The 16,441-nt window shown below is 65.0% G+C and carries 18 protein-coding genes; 11 read left to right on the top strand and 7 right to left on the bottom strand.

The window, feature by feature from the left end:
* Nucleotides 1–48 precede the first annotated feature (48 nt).
* Nucleotides 49–1,743 (top strand): SulP family inorganic anion transporter, encoded by a 1,695-nt coding sequence (locus CI41S_RS31285; RefSeq protein WP_139862991.1) that lies wholly within the window; start codon nucleotides 49–51, stop codon nucleotides 1,741–1,743.
* Nucleotides 1,744–1,866: 123 nt separating this feature from the next.
* Here CI41S_RS31285 and CI41S_RS31280 read toward each other — a convergent pair whose 3' ends face one another.
* The 3 genes from CI41S_RS31280 to CI41S_RS31270 form a co-directional block, all read right to left on the bottom strand.
* Nucleotides 1,867–2,259 carry a hypothetical protein gene (locus CI41S_RS31280; RefSeq protein ID WP_139862990.1) on the bottom strand — a complete coding sequence of 131 codons (393 nt, stop codon included), beginning with the start codon at nucleotides 2,257–2,259 and terminating at the stop codon, nucleotides 1,867–1,869.
* A gap of 196 nt (nucleotides 2,260–2,455) precedes the next feature.
* On the bottom strand, nucleotides 2,456–3,844 hold the full coding sequence (locus tag CI41S_RS31275; protein ID WP_139862989.1) for a Spy/CpxP family protein refolding chaperone: 1,389 nt from the start codon (nucleotides 3,842–3,844) through the stop codon (nucleotides 2,456–2,458).
* A 130-nt stretch (nucleotides 3,845–3,974) separates the two neighbouring features.
* Nucleotides 3,975–5,399 (bottom strand): FAD-binding oxidoreductase, encoded by a 1,425-nt coding sequence (locus CI41S_RS31270; protein ID WP_139862988.1) that lies wholly within the window; start codon nucleotides 5,397–5,399, stop codon nucleotides 3,975–3,977.
* A gap of 132 nt (nucleotides 5,400–5,531) precedes the next feature.
* Between CI41S_RS31270 and CI41S_RS31265 the strand changes: the two genes are divergently transcribed.
* Nucleotides 5,532–6,044, top strand: a complete 513-nt coding sequence (locus CI41S_RS31265) for a thioesterase family protein (RefSeq protein WP_139862987.1) — start codon at nucleotides 5,532–5,534, stop codon at nucleotides 6,042–6,044.
* 70 nt (nucleotides 6,045–6,114) lie between these two features.
* On the opposite strand, the gene CI41S_RS31260 is transcribed toward CI41S_RS31265, so the two are convergent.
* Nucleotides 6,115–6,288: a DUF1328 domain-containing protein gene (locus CI41S_RS31260; protein WP_016846258.1), complete on the bottom strand. Its 174-nt coding sequence runs from the start codon at nucleotides 6,286–6,288 to the stop codon at nucleotides 6,115–6,117.
* Between the two features lie 278 nt (nucleotides 6,289–6,566).
* Between CI41S_RS31260 and CI41S_RS31255 the strand changes: the two genes are divergently transcribed.
* The 8 genes from CI41S_RS31255 (at nucleotide 6,567) to CI41S_RS31220 (ending at nucleotide 14,013) form a co-directional block, all read left to right on the top strand.
* Entirely contained in the window at nucleotides 6,567–9,149 is a 2,583-nt protein-coding gene (locus tag CI41S_RS31255) for an ATP-dependent helicase (RefSeq protein WP_139862986.1), read from the top strand.
* Between the two features lie 64 nt (nucleotides 9,150–9,213).
* Nucleotides 9,214–9,627: a hypothetical protein gene (locus CI41S_RS31250; RefSeq protein ID WP_139862985.1), complete on the top strand. Its 414-nt coding sequence runs from the start codon at nucleotides 9,214–9,216 to the stop codon at nucleotides 9,625–9,627.
* Nucleotides 9,627–10,301, top strand: a complete 675-nt coding sequence (locus CI41S_RS31245; protein WP_139862984.1) for an OmpA family protein — start codon at nucleotides 9,627–9,629, stop codon at nucleotides 10,299–10,301. Before CI41S_RS31250 ends, CI41S_RS31245 begins: the two co-directional genes overlap by 1 nt.
* A 159-nt stretch (nucleotides 10,302–10,460) precedes the next feature.
* A complete protein-coding gene (locus CI41S_RS31240; protein WP_139862983.1) occupies nucleotides 10,461–10,595 on the top strand; it encodes a type II toxin-antitoxin system HicA family toxin in 135 nt (44 codons plus the stop codon).
* 68 nt (nucleotides 10,596–10,663) lie between these two features.
* Nucleotides 10,664–10,954 (top strand): type II toxin-antitoxin system HicB family antitoxin, encoded by a 291-nt coding sequence (locus CI41S_RS31235; protein WP_139863535.1) that lies wholly within the window; start codon nucleotides 10,664–10,666, stop codon nucleotides 10,952–10,954.
* A gap of 124 nt (nucleotides 10,955–11,078) precedes the next feature.
* Nucleotides 11,079–12,002, top strand: a complete 924-nt coding sequence (locus CI41S_RS31230; protein ID WP_139862982.1) for an ABC transporter ATP-binding protein — start codon at nucleotides 11,079–11,081, stop codon at nucleotides 12,000–12,002.
* Entirely contained in the window at nucleotides 11,999–12,760 is a 762-nt protein-coding gene (locus CI41S_RS31225; protein ID WP_139862981.1) for an ABC transporter permease, read from the top strand. Before CI41S_RS31230 ends, CI41S_RS31225 begins: the two co-directional genes overlap by 4 nt.
* 509 nt (nucleotides 12,761–13,269) lie before the next feature.
* Nucleotides 13,270–14,013 carry a methyltransferase domain-containing protein gene (locus CI41S_RS31220; protein WP_139862980.1) on the top strand — a complete coding sequence of 248 codons (744 nt, stop codon included), beginning with the start codon at nucleotides 13,270–13,272 and terminating at the stop codon, nucleotides 14,011–14,013.
* A gap of 55 nt (nucleotides 14,014–14,068) precedes the next feature.
* Here the strand turns inward: CI41S_RS31220 and CI41S_RS43795 are convergent, their stop codons facing one another.
* Nucleotides 14,069–14,209, bottom strand: coding sequence for a hypothetical protein (locus CI41S_RS43795; RefSeq protein WP_172628257.1), 141 nt, complete (start codon nucleotides 14,207–14,209; stop codon nucleotides 14,069–14,071).
* A gap of 18 nt (nucleotides 14,210–14,227) precedes the next feature.
* Nucleotides 14,228–14,560: a hypothetical protein gene (locus CI41S_RS31215; protein WP_139862979.1), complete on the bottom strand. Its 333-nt coding sequence runs from the start codon at nucleotides 14,558–14,560 to the stop codon at nucleotides 14,228–14,230.
* Nucleotides 14,561–14,834: 274 nt separating this feature from the next.
* On the opposite strand from CI41S_RS31215, the gene CI41S_RS31210 reads away from it, so the two are divergent.
* Complete coding sequence (locus CI41S_RS31210) at nucleotides 14,835–15,632, top strand: L,D-transpeptidase (RefSeq protein WP_139863534.1); 798 nt, start codon at nucleotides 14,835–14,837, stop codon at nucleotides 15,630–15,632.
* Nucleotides 15,633–16,151: 519 nt separating this feature from the next.
* On the opposite strand, the gene CI41S_RS31205 is transcribed toward CI41S_RS31210, so the two are convergent.
* Nucleotides 16,152–16,441 (bottom strand): transposase (locus tag CI41S_RS31205; RefSeq protein WP_139862978.1); only part of this gene is annotated, 290 nt, incomplete at its 5' end.

The raw sequence follows: 16,441 nt of genomic DNA, 5'->3' as shown, positions 1-16,441 counted from the left end.
CGCCTTGTCCGATGATTTCCCGGCAGCCGCTGGGAGTAGCAAGAGCCGATGGGCCAGGACCAACCATCACGCGCCAACTGGCCGATCTTCCGTTCGCTCGCGCGCTTCCGGCCGAGCGACCTGCCTGGTGACCTGATCGCGGGGCTGACGCTGGCCGCGATCGCGATCCCCGAGCAGATGGCCACCGCGCGGCTCGGCGGCTTCTCGCCGCAGATCGGCTTCTTCGCCTTCCTCGCCGGCTCGATCGGCTTTGCGATGTTCGGCGCCAACCGCTTTTTGTCCTGCGGCGCCGACTCCACGATCACGCCGATCTTCGCCGGCGGGCTGGCGCTGATGGCGACCGCGGGCACACACGACTACCAGGCGCTGGCGATGGGGCTGGCGCTTTTGGTCGGCGCGATCATGATCGCCGGCAGCTTGTTTCGGCTCGGCTGGATCGCCAATTTGCTGTCGACGCCGGTGACGGTCGGCTTCCTCGCCGGCATCTCCGTGCACATCCTGGTCTCGCAACTATCAGGCGTGCTCGGCCTCGCCGCGCCGGACGGGCCGACGCTCTACAAGCTCGTCGTGCTCGCCGAGCACATCGGCCAGACCAACTTCCATACGCTCGCGATCGGCCTCGGCGTGCTGGCGCTGGTTGCCGGATCGGAGAGGATCAGCGCGCGGATTCCCGGCGCGCTGATCGGTCTCGTCGTAGCCACGGTCGCCGTGATCGCCGGGCAGCTCGAGAGCAAGGGCGTCAGGGTGGTCGGCGCGGTGCCGGGCACGCTGCCGACGCCGTCGTTTCCGGAGATCGCGCCGGAGAAATGGATAAAACTGCTGTCGCTGGCATTCCTGATCGCGGTCGTCGTCATGGTGCAGACCGCGGCCACGACGCGCTCGTTCCTGTCGGACCCGGACAAGCCGGCGGATGTCGACCGCGACTTCCTCGGCGTCGGCGCCGGCAGCCTGCTCGCCGGCCTGTTCGGCGCCTTTCCGGTCAACGCCTCGCCGCCGCGCACCGGCATCGTGTCGGAGACCGGCGGCCAAACCCAGCTCGCCGGGCTGGTTGCCGCGGCGATCGTGCTGGCGCTATTGGCGTTCGGCGCGACGCTGTTGCAGCACGTGCCCGATGCGGCGCTCGGCGGCGTGCTGCTGTTCGTCGCGCTGCGCATCATCCGCGTCGGCCAGATCGTCGCGATCTTCCGGCAGTCGTTCTACGAATTCCTGCTGGTGGTGGCGACCGCGGCGGCGATCATCGTGCTGCCGATCGAGCAAGGTGTTGCGCTCGGCATCGCGCTGTCGCTGCTGCACGGCGTCTGGACCACGACGCGGGGGCGGCTGGTCGAATTCGTCCACGTCCCCGGCACCACGATCTGGTGGCCGGCGGGCCCGAACGTCACCGGCGAGCGCAAGCCGGGCATCGCCGTGCTCGGCATGCAGGCGCCGCTGTCGTTCCTCAATGCCGAAGGGTTTCACAGCGACGTGCTGAAGGTGATCGGCACCGCGACGCCGAAACCGCATCTCGTGGTGATCGAGGCCAGCGGCCTGATCGAGATCGATTTCACCGCGGCGCAGGAGCTACGCGGCCTGTTCCGCGAATGCCGCGAACAGGGCGTGACAGTCGCGGTGGCGCGGCTGGAATCCGCCCGCGCCCATGCCGCGTTCGAACGGTTCAAGCTTTACGAGGTGCTGCCGAACGACCGCATCTTCCGCAGCGTCGATGAAGCGGTGCGCGCGTTGGGCGGACAGACGTCAATCTGATGCAATCGCCGCTGCGCAGCCCGGATGACGCGAAGCGCAATCCGGGATTCTCTCCGCGGATAGACTGGCCCCGGATTGCGCTGCGCTCCATCCGGGCTCCGGGCTGCGGGACCGCCGGAACGGTTAGCCCTGCTCGCCCTCGAGCGTCGGGTGCTCCTGCAACACCTCGGCCTTGATCGAGCCGGCGTGGATGGCACGGTACAGGGCCCGTGCGGTCTTGATGTTGTTGGCCTTCATGCAGAGGCCGATGATCTCGCGCACCGCGGAGTCGCGCATCAACTCGTCGGAAATCTTCATCGCGATCTCCATCGCGAGCCTGGCGGCGCGCTCGTAGCGGTCGCGCTCGATCTCCTGATTCTTCGCCGCACGGCCCTCCGGCCGGCCCAGCTTCTCGGCGCTGTCGGCTGCATCGCGGCAGATCGCGCGGATGATGTTCACCGCCTCGATGTCGCCGTGCGGCTGCTCGACGGGATCGTCCCAAATCTCCTTTTGCTTGGCCTTGCTGAACCACCACATCGCCGCACCTCAAACGCCGGCAAGCATAGCTGGCCTTCACGCAGCCTGTGAACCGTAGAGTCTTCGTAACGAAGAGTGATGAGGCATCACTATGGCACGGCCGCCACACCCTTCGGGCTACCGCGAACGGGCTAAGCGTCAAAATCGCCGGCTCCATGGCTTTCCCGCGAAGCGGATTCCCGTTCGGGTCAAGCAGCTACGCCGATCGCCTTGGTCCGATCGCCTCGAACTGCGCCTTTTGCTCGTCGTCGAGGGTGGCGTAGAACGCCTCGAGCGCGGCGCGTACGTCCTTGACCGCCTGCAGCATGGTATCGAGTCGTTTGGCGATGGCAGCAAGCCGCGCCGGCGGCGTCATGGCATCGCTCGCCTTGCACGCAGCTTGCAGCCTTTGCGCGGCATCGGCGCTGGCGTTCTGCAGCACCTGCAGCGCGGCGCGCTGGGTGTCGTTCAAATGCAGCCGGGCGTCGATCTCGCCGGTCGGCCATTGCTGCGCCGCCGGTTGTGCCACCGAACAATTGTCGGCAGACGGCGCACTGCCTGCACTCGCGGCCGATGCCTTGCGCTGATCCTCGGCCAACGCGTTCAGCCGCGCCTTCTGTTCGTCGTCGAGCAGGCCGTAGAACTTGTCCAGCGGCGGCTGCACGGTGGCGGCCGCTGCGATCATCGCCTCGATCCGCTGCTGCATGGCGGCAAGGCGGCTCGGCGCCGTCAACATCACCTGCGCAGGACATGCCGCACGAATGCTCTGCGCCGCGGCGATCGAGGCATTTCCGAGTTCGTCGAGCGCAGCGCCCTGCGCCGCCGTCGGCTGCACCGCAGCCGCGATCTGATCGATCGGCAGGCCCGCAAGCGAGCGGCTGTCGTTGCCGCACATCTGCTCGATCCGCCCGCCGCCACGGCTGCGCCGGCCCGGCCTGCGTTCGACGAAATAGCCCCTGAGGTCGTCATAGCCATAGGGCGCGAAAATGCCGGCATAGATGTCCGGATAGCCATAGCCCCAGAAGCCGATGTCGTCGCCCCAGATGGCGTAGTCATAGATGTCGTTGTAGGCGAACGGCCAGAACAGCGGGCCGACCCATCCATAACCGCCGCCGGCATGCTGCCACCAGCCGCCTGCGGCCGCGCCACCGTGCCAGCCGCCAAGCGCCGCAGCCGCCGCCATCTGCGCGCGCGCCGCCGGATTGCTCAGCAATCGGCCGTTTCGCAATGCGCCCGAGCGCGACAGCGAATTGAACGCGTTGTGCACGTTGCCGGCGTGCAGATTGCCGGATCTGATCGCGGCATTTCGCATCTGGCCGAAATTCGCGCCACCGCGCGTTGCGAAGGATCGATGGCCGGCAAAGCCCGAGCGCCGGATCGCGTGCGAACGGGCGAACCCGCCATGATGTCCGCCGCCGAAATGCATGTGGCCGCCGCCGTGCCCGCCAAATCCGTGCCCGCCATGCCCATGGCCGCCACCGTGACCTCCGCCATGACCACCACCATGGCCCCCTCCGTGACCTCCGCCGCCACCCTTGCCGAGTGCGGTGCCTGACAGGGCCAACGCGAGAACAATGACCGCAATTCCAATTGCCCGTCTGACCACGGTGCTCTCCCTGGCGCTGCGCCGCTCACACTGCGGCATAAGACAGACGTCGCGCGAACGGAAAAGTTCCATGGGCCAGCCGCTACACGCGCGGCCAGCGGGCGCAAATTGCGCGGAAATTGGCGGCGCTTCAGGCCGCGGGGACGATCTTTCCCGGATTGAAAATGTTCTGCGGATCGAGCGCCTGCTTCAGCGCCCGCATCGCGTCGAGCGCCTCGGGGCCGAGCTCGGCCTGCAGATATTTCTGCTTGCCCTGGCCGATGCCGTGCTCGCCGGTGCAGGTGCCGCCCATCGCCTGGGCGCGCTCGACCAAACGGTGCATGAACTCCTCGCCGCGCGCCATCTCGTCCTTGTTGTCGACGTCGCAGACCAGCGAGCAGTGGAAATTGCCGTCACCGACATGGCCGACGATCGGCGACAGCAGATTGAGCCGCTTCAGATCGTCCTCGGTCTCGGTGACGCAGTCGGCGAGCCGCGAGATCGGCACGCAGACGTCGGTCGCGACCACGCCGATGCGGTCGCCGGGGCGCAGCGCCTTCACCGACCAATAGGCGTCGTGCCGGGCCTGCCACAGCTTGGTGCGGTCCTCCGGCTTGGTGGTCCAGGAGAAGTCGCCGCCGCCGCATTCGGCGGCGATGTCGCGAAAATTCTTCGACTGCTCGGCGACCTCGACCTCGCTGCCGTGGAATTCCAAGAGCAGCAGCGGCGTCTCCGGCAGCGACAGCTTTGAATAATTGTTGCAGGCCTTGACCTGCTCGGCATTGAGCAGCTCGATCCGCGCCAGCGGGATGCCGGTCTGGATCGCGAGGATGGTGGCCTGGCAGGCGCCGCGCACGGTGTCAAACGAGCAAGCCGCCGCAGCGATGGTGTCGGGAATGCCGCGCAGGCGGATGGTGAGCTCGGAGATGATGCCGAGCGTGCCCTCTGCGCCGACGAACAGATGGGTCAGATCGTAGCCGGCCGACGATTTCTTGGCCCGCGTGCCTGTGGTGATGATCTCGCCGTCGCCGCGCACCACCTTCAGCGCCAGCACGTTCTCGCGCATGGTGCCGTAGCGCACCGCGTTGGTGCCGGAGGCGCGGGTCGAGGTCATGCCGCCGAGCGAGGCGTCGGCGCCGGGATCGATCGGGAAGAACAGGCCCTGGTCGCGCAGATGCTCGTTGAGCGCCTTGCGGGTCACGCCGGGCTGGATCACGCAGTCGAGGTCCTCGGCATGGACTGCGAGCACCTTGTTCATGTCGCGCAGATCGATACAGACGCCGCCGCCCGGCGCATTGACCTGGCCTTCGAGCGAGGTTCCGGTGCCGAACGCGATCACCGGCACGCGGTGTTTTGCGCAGATCCGCACCACGTCCTGGATGTCGGCGGTTTCCTGCGCCATCACCACCGCGTCCGGCGGCTGGTTCGGCAGCCAGGTGGTGGTATGGGCGTGCTGTTCGCGCACCGCCTGCGACGTGACGAGCCGGTTGCCGAACCGCGCCGCCAGCGCGTCGACCGCGCTTTTCAGGGCTTGCGGCTCAGGTCGCGTCACATTGCTCGAAATCGTCGTCGCCACGTCAAAATTCCTCCCGGATTTAGCCGACCGTGGCAAAGCTTGTATAAGGGGTCAAGAGAGCCTGACTTGAAAAAGGCGGCGATGCGGTCGCAGAAAAGCTCATGCTCGAACGCCAGCGAACCGGGATGGACCATGACCTCAGTGACTGCCGCCAGCGAACTGCCGCTTCCGCCCACCCCGTTCAAGTCCTCGATCATGCAGATCGAGCCGCAATGGATCGACTATAACGGCCATCTCAACATGGCCTATTACAACGTGATGTTCGACCGCGCCATCGACGAGATGTGGTTGCAGCTCGGCATCGGCCCGGCCTACATGAAGGCGCGGCACTGCTCGACCTTCACCGCCGAATGCCACGTGCGATATTTGCGGGAGATCCATCTCGGCGATCCCGTGCAGGTTTCGGTGTTCCTGCTCGGCGCCGACGAGAAGCGCCTGCATACGTTCGAGCAGCTGCGCCACGCCGAAGAGGGCTGGCTGTCGGCGACCTCGGAAAACCTGACGCTGCATGTCGACATGCAGGCGCGCAAGGTGGCGCCGTTTCCGCCTGACATCCGCGCCCGCGTGACCGCGATCGTCGACAGCTACGCGAGCGTGCCCCGGCCCGAGGGCATCGGCCGCAGCGTGGCGATGCCATCGAAATAGCCCGTAGCGTTTTCGAGCGAAGTGGTTCCCGGTTCGCGTGAAGAAAACGCGTCAGAACAGGAGCGCTTCGCTAGACCCTTGTGCGGCCGCGCACCAATCCGACCACGGCCGACACCAGGAACAGGATGACGGCGATGAAGAAGATCGCCTTGGCGATTTCGACCGAGGCGCCGGCGATGCCGCCGAAGCCCAAAATGCCCGCGATCAGGGCGATGACCAGAAACGTGACGACCCAGCTCAGCATGATCCAACCTCTGTCTCGTTGCCGTGCGCGGGCCGAAGCCCGGCGCCGTATCTGCTGAGACAATCCGGCGGGGAAACGCAGGTTCCTGGCCGCGAAACCGCGAAATTTTCGCCGATTTCCGGAACCGGGCGCGCTGTGGATTGCTGCGAGGATCGTTCCTGCCGTGCGCGATAAACCTGTCAAAACGGCCGATCAGGCCCTATATGGCCTGCGATCCCTGTTAAGAAGGCTCCCCTTCACCGTCCCGCGGTGCCATCGTGGGCCACAACGATTCGCCTATGACCGAGCCAAGCAAATTGCCCCATCGCGGCGTTCCCGAGCACCAGCCACAGGCTGGCGGCATCGCCGCGCGTGCGCGGGCGGCGGCCGGTGCTCCGCAATATCTGAGCGGGCTCAATCCGGAGCAGCGCGAGGCGGTCGAGACGCTCGACGGCCCGGTGCTGGTGCTCGCCGGCGCCGGCACCGGCAAGACGCGGGTGCTGACCACACGCATCGCGCACATCCTGAGCCAGGGCCGCGCCCGGCCGCACGAGATCCTGTCGGTGACCTTCACCAACAAGGCAGCGCGCGAGATGAAGCTGCGGCTCGGCCAGATGCTGGGCCAGGCAGTCGAGGGCATGCCGTGGCTCGGCACCTTCCACTCGATCGGCGGCCGCATCCTGCGCACCCATGCCGAGCTGGTGCAGCTGAAATCCAATTTCACCGTGCTCGATGTCGACGACCAGGTGCGGCTGCTCAAGCAGCTGCTGCAGGCGGAGAACATCGACGACAAGCGCTGGCCGGCACGGATGCTGGCCGGGCTGATCGACAGCTGGAAGAACCGCGGGCTGTTGCCACAGCAGGTGCCCTCGGGCGAGGCCGCCTCGTTCGGCAACGGCAAGGGCGGCAAGATCTACGCGACCTATCAGGAGCGGCTGAAGATCTTGAATGCCGCCGACTTCGGCGACCTCTTGCTGGAGAACATCCGCCTGTTCCGCGAGAACCCGGACGTGCTGCGCTCCTACCAGAACCGCTTCAAGTTCATCCTGGTCGACGAATATCAGGACACCAACGTCGCGCAGTATCTGTGGCTGCGGCTCCTGTCACAGGCGCCGTCGCGGCCGGGCCGTGCGCTGTCTGAGGTGATTCCGGGAGATGTCACCTCGCCCCGCTTGCGGGGAGAGGTCGGCGCGCAGAGCGCGCCGGGTGAGGGGGAGTCTCCGCAGACTGAGCTCGCGGAGGCAGCCCCTCACCCCGACCCTCTCCCCGTAAAGGACGGGGAGAGGGAGAAGAGTCCACCCAAAAACATCTGCTGCGTCGGCGACGACGACCAGTCGATCTATGGCTGGCGCGGCGCCGAGGTCGACAACATCCTGCGCTTCGAGCACGATTTTCCCGGCGCAAAAGTCATCCGTCTGGAGCGCAACTACCGTTCCACCGGCCACATCCTCGCCGCCGCCTCGCATCTGATCGCGCACAATGAAGGGCGGCTCGGCAAGACGCTGCGCACCGAGGATGTCGACGGCGAGAAGGTCACCGTCACCGGCTCCTGGGACTCCGAGGAAGAAGCGCGCGCGATCGGCGAGGAGCTCGAGGAGCTGCAGCGCGCCGGCGAAAACCTCAACGACGTCGCAATCCTGGTGCGCGCCTCGTTCCAGATGCGCGAGTTCGAAGACCGTTTTGTCACGCTCGGCCTGCCCTATCGCGTGATCGGCGGTCCCAGATTCTATGAGCGCGCCGAGATCCGCGACGCGCTGGCCTATTTGCGCACCATCAACTCGCCGGCCGACGATCTCGCCTTCGAGCGCATCGTCAACGTGCCGAAGCGCGGCCTCGGCGACGCCACCGTGCAGATGCTGCACGACCACGCCCGCAAGAAACGCATTCCCTTGTTCGAGGCGGCGCGCGCCGTGGTCGAGACCGACGAGCTGAAGCCGAAGGCGCGCGGCTCGTTGCGCGACCTCGTGATGCAGTTCGACCGCTGGCGGGCGCAGAGCGAGGTGACGTCGCATACCGAATTGGCCGAGATCGTGCTCGATGAGAGCGGCTACACCGAGATGTGGCAGAAGGACCGCTCGGCGGATGCCGCCGGCCGGCTGGACAATTTGAAAGAACTGGTCCGCTCGATGGAGGAATTCGAGAACCTGCAAGGCTTCCTCGAACACATCTCGCTGGTGATGGACCGCGATGGCGAGGCCGGCGAGGAAGCGGTGTCGCTGATGACGCTGCACTCCGCCAAGGGTCTCGAATTCGACAACGTATTCCTGCCGGGCTGGGAGGAAGGCCTGTTCCCGAGCCAGCGCACGCTGGACGAACAGGGTCGCGCCGGGCTCGAAGAGGAGCGCCGCCTCGCCCATGTCGGACTGACGCGGGCGCGCCGCCGCGCAAAAATCTATTTCGCCACCAACCGCCGCATCCATGGCACCTGGTCGACCACCATCCCCTCGCGCTTCCTCGACGAGCTGCCGGCGCACAACGTCGAGATCACCGAATCCAAGGGCGGCTCGGGCTGGGGCGGCAGCGGCGGCTATGGCGCCTCGCGCTTCGACAACCTGGAATCCTTCGGCTCGAGCTATTCCACCCCGGGCTGGCAACGCGCCCAGGCCAATCGCAACCGCGGCGGCGGTGGGCGCAGCGGCGGCTTCGAGGAGCGGCAGTCGTCGTTTTCATCGGGGCACGGCAAGCACGGCCCGCTGGTGATCGAGGGCGAGCTGGTGGCGAAATCCACCGGCACGGTGTCCGAATTCTCGCTCGACGATCGCGTGTTTCACCAAAAGTTCGGCTACGGCCATGTGGTGAAGATCGACGGCAACAAGCTCACCATCGCGTTCGAGAAGGCCGGCGAGAAGAAGGTCGTCGACAGCTTTGTGGAGCGGGTGTGACAGAGTCGAATTCCCTGCCTCGTGGCACTTGACCCCAGCTAAATTCATGGGTTCAGATGGACCCATGGTCCGGGGACGTCTTTTCATTTTTGTCGTCGCTCTCACTGCGCCGTCGTTCGCGGCGGCGGAGACGATGAGCTTTGGCGATGCCGCAGCCCAGCTCGCCAGGATCTGCGGCGCAGACATCACAGCCAATTGCCGCGGCGTCAACCTCGACTCCAACCGCCTCAAGGAGTGCCTGTCGCGCAACCGCGACGTGATGTCGCCGCAGTGCAAGGAGGGCTACCTCTCGACGCTGGATGCGATCCAGAAGCGGATCGCGGCGCGCATCACCGTCGCCAATGCCTGCACCCGCGAGATCGTCAAGGTGTGCGGCGGCTCGACCAAGGAGACCAGCAAGTCGGTGCCTTGCCTCGTCACCGCCAAGGGCGTCAGCCGCAACTGCGCCCAGGCGATCACCGACGCGGGGTATCAGTGATGCGCGCCCTGACGCGAGGGCTGTGCGGCGCCGGCCTGCTCGGCGCGCTGCTGCTGGCGGCGCCGCTCGCGCGAGCGCAGACGCAGACCGCCGCCGTCACGCGTGACGACGTCATCGCAAAACTCAATCATTTCGAGACGCCGGCAGAGATCGACGTGCCGGCGCTGCGCCGGCAGGTGCTGGAGCGCTCGCGCTCGCGCGGCAAGAACGAGCCGCCGCCGCAGAAGCGGCCGCCGATCGCCCCCGACCTGACCAAGCTGCCGGCGTTCGACGTCGACATCAAGTTCGACGTCGACACGCCGATCGTGCTGCCGGAGTCCTACCAGACCATCGGGCGGATCGCCGATGCGCTGACCCATTCGTCGCTGCTGCCCTACACCTTCCTGATCGTCGGCCATGTCGAATCCGGCGGCCGGCGCGACAACGCAGCGCTGCTGAGCCAGCGGCGCGCCGACGCTGTCCGCGACATTCTGGTCAACACCTTCAAGATCGCGACCAAGCGGCTGCACCCGGTCGGGCTCGGCGAAGAGCAACTGCTCGACCCCGCCCGCCCCAACGGCCCGGCCAATGCGCAGACCCAGTTCCTGACCGTCGCCAAGGTCGCCGACGCCGAGCCGCCCGCGCACCCGGCCCCCGCCGCGGCCGCCAAGAAGCCGGCGAAGAAGAAGCACTGAGAGAAGTCACTCACTTAACGCGGAATGGCTCCAGCCACAGCGTCCACACACTGATTCGAAGAAGCCGGCAAAGACACGCCGGGAAGACTCAGAACGCTCTCACTTAACGCGGGACGCGCCTGACCATAATGCTCGGATGCTTGGTTCGGGGAAATCGTCATGTTGACCAACAGCCGCGACATTATCCGGCGCCTGGAGCGGGAGGGCTGGAGCCTTGTTCGAATAACCGGCTCCCACCACGTCTTTAAGCGTCCCGTTTCGGGAGAAACGCTGGTCGTTCCGCACCCAAAGTAGGACTTGGGAAAAGGCTTGGTGCGTGCCATTTATAAGGGGGCGGGTTGGAAACCCGATTGAGGCAGACTTTGACCCACTACGTCGCCATCATCGAGGATGCCGGACCGGACTACGCCGTCGGCGTGTGGTTTCCGGACCTGCCCGGCTGCACGTCTGCCGGAGACGACATCGACGAGGCATTGCGCAATGCGCCGGAGGCTCTGGCTCTCTATGCCGAAGGACTTGAGCAGGACGGCGATGAATTGCCGCGTCCGCGAACGCTGACCGAACTAAGAGCCGACCCCGAAGTCGCCGACGACCTGAAGACCTGCATGGTCGCGCTGGTCGAATTGCCGGTCCGGGCCCACGCCGCAGAATAGTTTTTCTGCCCAGCGGGGTGATTGCAGAATGGATTGACCGTCCCTATCTGCGCTTGGCCCCCATTTCCCGCCCTCGCCGGGCTCAGTTCCGCGCGCCCCCATCCCTTACGGCTATCGACCCTGCATGTCGCCGATCATCTCCGTTTCCAATCTTTCCAAGACGTACGGCTCCGGGTTCAAGGCGCTGAACAACATCAATCTCGGGATCAACCGCGGCGAAATCTTTGCGCTGCTCGGACCGAACGGGGCCGGCAAGACCACGCTGATCAGCATCATCTGCGGCATCGCCAACCCGAGCCAGGGCAGCATCTCGATCGGCGGCCACGACATCATCAAGGACTACCGCGCGGCGCGCTCGATGATCGGGCTGGTTCCGCAGGAGCTGCACACCGACGCCTTCGAGTCGGTCTGGGCCACCGTGAGCTTCAGCCGCGGCCTGTTCGGCAAGCCGAAGAACCCGGCCCACATCGAGAAGGTTTTGAAGGACCTGTCGCTGTGGGACAAGAAGGACAACAAGATCATCACGCTGTCCGGCGGCATGAAGCGCCGCGTGATGATCGCCAAGGCGCTGTCGCACGAGCCGCAGATCCTGTTCCTGGACGAGCCCACCGCCGGCGTCGACGTCGAGCTGCGCAAGGGCATGTGGGAGGTTGTGCGCACGCTGCAGGCCTCCGGCGTCACCATCATCCTGACCACGCATTACATCGAGGAAGCCGAGGAGATGGCCGACCGCATCGGCGTCATCAACAAGGGCGAGATCATCCTGATCGAGGACAAGGCGACCTTGATGCAGAAGCTCGGCAAGAAGCACCTGACCTTGCAGCTGCAGCACAAGCTCGATGCGATCCCCGAGGCGCTCGCCGCCTACAAGTTGGAGCTGTCCGGCGACGGCCGCGTGGTGACCTACGATTACGACACCAAGGGCGACCGCACCGGCATCACCAGCCTACTCAACGACCTGCGCAACGCCGGCATCCGCATCTCCGATCTCGACACCACGCAGAGTTCGCTTGAAGACATCTTCGTCAGCCTGGTGAGGGCGCCATGAACTACCGCGCAATCCGGGCCATCTATCTGTTCGAAATGGCGCGCACCTGGCGCACGCTGCTGCAGAGCATCGTCTCGCCGGTGGTCTCGACCTCGCTGTATTTCGTGGTGTTCGGCGCCGCGATCGGCTCGCGCATCACCGAGGTCGAAGGCGTCAGCTACGGCACCTTCATCGTGCCCGGCCTCGTGATGCTGTCGGTGCTGACCCAGAGCATCGCCAACGCCTCGTTCGGCATCTACTTCCCGAAATTCGCCGGCACGATCTACGAGATCCTGTCGGCGCCGATCTCCTATCTGGAGATCGTGATCGGCTATGTCGGCGCCGCCGCCACCAAGTCGATCATCCTCGGCCTGATCATCCTGGCGACTGCCGGACTCTTTGTTCCGTTGCACATTAATCATCCGGTCTGGATGCTGACCTTCCTGGTGCTGACCGCGGTCACCTTCAGCCTGTTCGGCTTCATCATCGGCATCTGGGCCGACGGTTTCGAGAAGCTGCAGATGATCCCGATGCTGGTGGTGACGCCGCTGACCTTCCTCGGCGGCAGCTTCTACTCGGTGAACATGCTGCCGTCGGGCTGGCGCACCATCACGCTGTTCAACCCGGTGGTCTATCTGATCTCCGGCTTCCGCTGGAGCTTCTTCGAGATCGCCGACGTCAGCGTCGCGGTGAGCCTCGGCATGACCGTCGGCTTCCTGGTGGTCTGCATGTTCATTGTGGCGTGGATCTTCAGGACCGGATACCGCCTGAAGAATTGATTTGCGAAAGCGCCGACGGGTAACGGGCTCTTACCTCCCCTTGAAAAGGGGAGGTCGCTTTGCTCGCCAGAGCAAAGCGGGTGGAGATGGGTCGTCGCCGTGCTGGACGAGAACCGGCGGGTTATCAGCGACGGCGTGCAATAGATATTGCAGAAGCGGTCTGGCATCGGCTGGAAATCGCGCTCCTACTGCCGCACCAAGGAAGCGCTGATCCGCCGCTACGGTGGCGGCACGCCCGAACTCGATGCGCTGCCGACCGCATCGCGCCGACCACCGACATGCAGGAGGCGGCGGAGTGACCCAGCGCGAGTGGGCTGAGGCGCGTTCGGGGCGCGCTACGTACAGAGTCAATGCCTCCCGAGAAATCCCCAGGGATTGAGCGAACCACGTCCGGCTGCAGTCGTGAAGGAATAATCAAACTCATTAAAAATGGAAGACGCCGCGTAGTAGCCTCATTTGTACGGGAAGGTAACAGCACGCAGTAGCCTTATCATTCTGGAAGTAACAGAATGGCTACCAGATTTTACCAAGATAGCTACTACGCTCGTCAGCGCGCTGGCTCACGCGCGAGCGCAAGCGTCATCCTACCGATAGTATTCGACTTCGTTAAACCTAAGACGCTCGTCGATGTCGGCTGCGGCGTCGGTACTTGGCTTTCCGTAGCAGGCGATCTGGGCGTTACGACATTAATCGGATTCGAGGGCGCTTGGGTCAGGGATGTTACGACAGAGCCCGGCAACCTGACTGTCAACGTTTGCGAACTAGATTCCTATATTGTACTGCCACCAGATCTCCCGGCACGGTACGACTTGGCACTATGTACGGAAGTTGCCGAGCACCTGCCGGAAAAAAGATCGACATCTCTTGTCAACGATCTTTGCGCCCTCTCTGACGTCGTCCTCTTCAGCGCAGCTATTCCGGGCCAAGGCGGCAGCGGGCACATCAATGAGCAATGGCAGGGTTATTGGGCGGAAAAGTTTCGCGCTCACGAGTTTTATCCTTATGACGTTGTCCGACCAAGAGTGTGGAACAATGCGACGGTTGAGCCGTGGTATCGTCAAAACATGCTTTTCTATGTGAGTAAGAAACTCGCTAGCACGATGAAGGGTCTGCAACCCTCGGAGATGCTCAACGTCATGCACCCTGAGTTGTATGGATGGAAGCACCCGCCTGGAATAAGATACCTGCTGCGCGAACTTCCACCCGCAATCAAAAGACTGGCCAACCGGCGGCTCGGAAGAGCCGCTTCCTAAGCACGTCATCGGGCGTGCTCAACAACTATACCGGCGGCTACTGGGAGGATGAAGGTTACAACTGGTTGTCCGGCCCGATCTCGCCCTGCTCGAAGTCGGACAGGAAGATGCCATCCACGCGCCTTGCCAGCAGCGAAGCGGAATCCGGGAAGGTCCATCCGCGGACAGCGCGGCCCCGGATTTCGCTGCGCTTCATCCTGGCTACGGGTGCGCGCTACCGATAGCAGTAGAAATGCCCGTGGCGGTAATAGCCGCGGCAGCGGTGGCCGCGGCGCCAGCCGCGATCGGGAATCCCGAACACACCCTTGACCGCGCCGACGGCACCGCCGACGCCGGCGCCGATGACGCCGCCGACCACACCGCCGACCGGACCGGCGGCCCGGTTACCTTCGTAGGCGCCTTCCTGCGCGCCGCGGACGATACCCTGGGTGTGGCCGGCATGAGGTATCGCCAGCAGCGCGAGCGCGAGCGCTGCGGCCGCAAGCAGGAGCCGCGCGGAAAGGCCGGCGGGAAGCACGGCCGCGGTCTTAACCTTGGTATTGTTCATTTCGATTCCTTGAAACGCGGCGCGAACGCGCCGCCCGGCGGGATTGTGAAACGCCCATGCGGCCAAATGGTTGCGTGGTGACGGCCAATTGAGGCCTGCTCGCGAAAAAGTCAGCACCCGGCGCCCGGCGCGCCCGCTTCGGCCTTGTTTGCGCCGCGGCCCCGATTAACGATGGCCGGGTCCGCCACTGGAACCAAGTTCCGATTCCATGCATATTGGTTGCCGGGGACGGAGAGCCGCGGCGTTGCGATCAGGCCTGGAGGCCAAGGGTAAGATGCGTTCGTTCCTCGTTGCCTTCACGTCCGTGATGCTTTTCACCGCCGGTGCCGCGCAGGCCAAGGTCGATATCACCATCGACAAGGACAACCAGCAGATGACCGTCGCGGTCGACGGCGTCGCGCGCTATCACTGGCCGGTCTCCAGCGGCATCCCGTCGCGTGAAACGCCGAACGGCACCTTCCGCGCCTTCCGCATGGAAGAGGATCACTACTCCAAGGAATTCGACGACGCGCCGATGCCGCACTCGATCTTCTTCACCAAGATCGGGCATGCGATCCACGGCACCGACTCGGTGAACCGGCTCGGCACCCCGGCGTCGCACGGCTGCGTGCGGCTGTCGCGCGCCAACGCCTCGACACTCTATGCGCTGGTGCAGAAGGAAGGCGTGCTCAACACCACGGTGACGCTGACCGGCTCGTCGCAGGTCGCGCTGGCGCGCAATCCGCGCGGCACCGCAGTGGCCCGCCGCGCGCCGCAGCAGCTCGAACAGCAAACTGCCACCGCCGGCGATCCCGTCGTGCTGACGCCGCAGCCGCGCGAATATCCGGCGCAGGCCCGCGCCGACGACGGCTACATCTATCCGGCCGACGGCAGCTCGAGCGACCAGCGCTATCCGGCGCCGCGCCCCACCCGCCGCGTCTACGACGCGCAAGGTTATGGTCAGCAAGGCTACGGCCAGCAGGGCTACGGCCAGCAGCCATATTACACCAACGACAGCTACGTGCCGGCGCCGCAATATTACCAGCCGCAGCCGCGGACCTATTACCAGCCGCGCGGCTACCATCAGAACTGAATCCCATCTCACTGCGTCGCCCGCATGAGCGCAGCGGCATGCGGGGACCGACCCCGGATATCGCTCCGCTCATCCGGGCTACAGGTCTTCCCCTTCCCCCTGAAAGGGGGAAGGTCGGGATGTGGGTCAGCCGCAGGCTCCGCTCCAAGTGGAGAGAGCAGATCCCCACCCGCTTTGCTCTGGCGAGCAAAGCGACCTCCCCTTTTCAAGGGGAGGTTGGAGCCGTAGCCCGGATTTCGCTGCGCTCCATCCGGGCTTCTGTAACGGGCCCTGGTTAGTCAATCCCTTTTTGCATCATCCGCTCGCCGGGAACCTGCTTCTGTACGGGATCGGCGCGGTGGCCGTCGCCTGATGGGGTTCTAAGAGGAGCAGGTCGGCCAATCTACGGAAGCGTGATCGCATCGTGGGATGCGTCGACAACCCGGATGACGGCCTGACCTGATCCATCGTCCCGGCGAAGGGACTTCGCTTCGGGAAGGCTGGTGTGGTGACCCGCCCGAAAACTTGTTTGCTCCTGTTTTAAGCCGCCATGGCGGTTGCCTTGGCAGTCGCGTTGAAGGGGACGTTGTCCTTGAGCATGCGCAGCATGATCACGGCGAGCTTGCGCGCCAGCGCCACCTTGGCCTTGCTGATGCCGGCGCGGCGGGCGATCCGCATCGCCCAGCTCTTGAGCTGCGCGCAGCCCTTGATCGGCTTGCTCAGGATGCTGTGGGCGGCCTCATAGAGCGCCTCGCGCACCGCGGCGTCGCCGTTTTTGCTGATGCGGCCGGAATAGTCGGTCTCGCCCGACTGATACTTCTTCGGCGTCA

Source organism: Bradyrhizobium ivorense (assembly GCF_900696085.1).
In the GTDB taxonomy this organism is placed as follows: Bacteria; Pseudomonadota; Alphaproteobacteria; order Rhizobiales; family Xanthobacteraceae; genus Bradyrhizobium; species Bradyrhizobium ivorense.
The sequence above is the reverse complement of the archived record's forward strand: the minus strand, read 5'-3'. Positions and strand labels throughout refer to the sequence as shown.